The organism is Hymenobacter antarcticus (assembly GCF_039539545.1).
GTDB lineage: Bacteria > Bacteroidota > Bacteroidia > Cytophagales > Hymenobacteraceae > Hymenobacter > Hymenobacter antarcticus.
This window is the reverse complement of record NZ_BAABDI010000066.1, coordinates 1-1,002: the sequence shown is the minus strand read 5'-3', so window position 1 is coordinate 1,002 and position 1,002 is coordinate 1. Positions and strand designations below refer to the sequence as shown.

Annotated in this window: 1 protein-coding gene; it reads left to right on the top strand. The window is 57.3% G+C overall.

The genetic code is table 11. The features are described 5' to 3' along the window. Positions 1-56: 56 nt before the first annotated feature. A partial coding sequence (locus ABD819_RS21390) for an IS481 family transposase (RefSeq protein WP_345127710.1) occupies positions 57-1,002 on the top strand: 946 nt, incomplete at its 3' end.

Here is a 1,002-nt window from a genome sequence, read left to right as displayed (position 1 = left end):
TGTATAGTCCCGGAGGATAGTGGGGTACCTTTACCGCCTGCTTACCGAACGAATTTATGGGAAAATTACCACACGGGTGCGCCCGCACAACGCCGGCAACTCGGCGCCTTATCCAGCAAAGTACAGAAAGCCTACAAAAGCTAGCTATCCGCTTCGGCGTCGACCCCAAAACGGCCGCCAAGTGGCGCAGCCGCACCAGCACGGAAGAGGCCGTGCGCGGGCCCACACCGGCCTCGACCGTGCTTACGCCCGCAGAAGAAGCCGCCATCGTCTTGTTCCGCCAGCAGACCCTGTTGCCCCTCGATGACTGTCTCTACGCTTTGCAAGAGGCTATTCCACACCTGAGCCGCTCGGCCCTGCACCGCTGTTTGCAACGCCACGGCATCAGCCGCCTGCCCCCAGATGAGGCGGCGAGCCCGGCAAAAAAGGCAAAATTCAAGGACTATCCCCTGGGCTACCTGCACGTTGATTTTGCCGAAGTGCAGACCGAAGAAGGAAAGCAGTACCTCTTTGTCGCCATTGACCGCACCAGCAAGCTGGCCTTCGCCGAATTACAGCCGCAGGCGACCCAGGCCATCGCCGTAGCCTTTCTGGAACGGGTACTGGCCCGGATTCCTTATCGGATTCATAAAGTATTGACCGATAACGGTATTCAATTCCGAAATATGCCCCACCACCCCCACCTGGGCCGTCACCCTTTTGGGCGGCTCTGCGATGAGCGGGAAATTGAGCAGCGATTCACCAAGCCGGCCCACCCCTGGACCAACGGCCAGGTCGAACGGATGAACCGCACGCTGAAAGAGGCCACGATTAAACGCTTTCATTACGAAACGGCCGACCAGCTTAACACGCACTTGCAGACCTTTTTACTGGCCTACAACTTTGCCAAACGCCTCAAACGGCTCAAGGGATTGACACCCTACGAATTTGTTTGTGCGGAATGGCGGAAAAATCCTAGTAGCTTTATTCGAGAACCGACCCACCATACTCCGGGACCATACA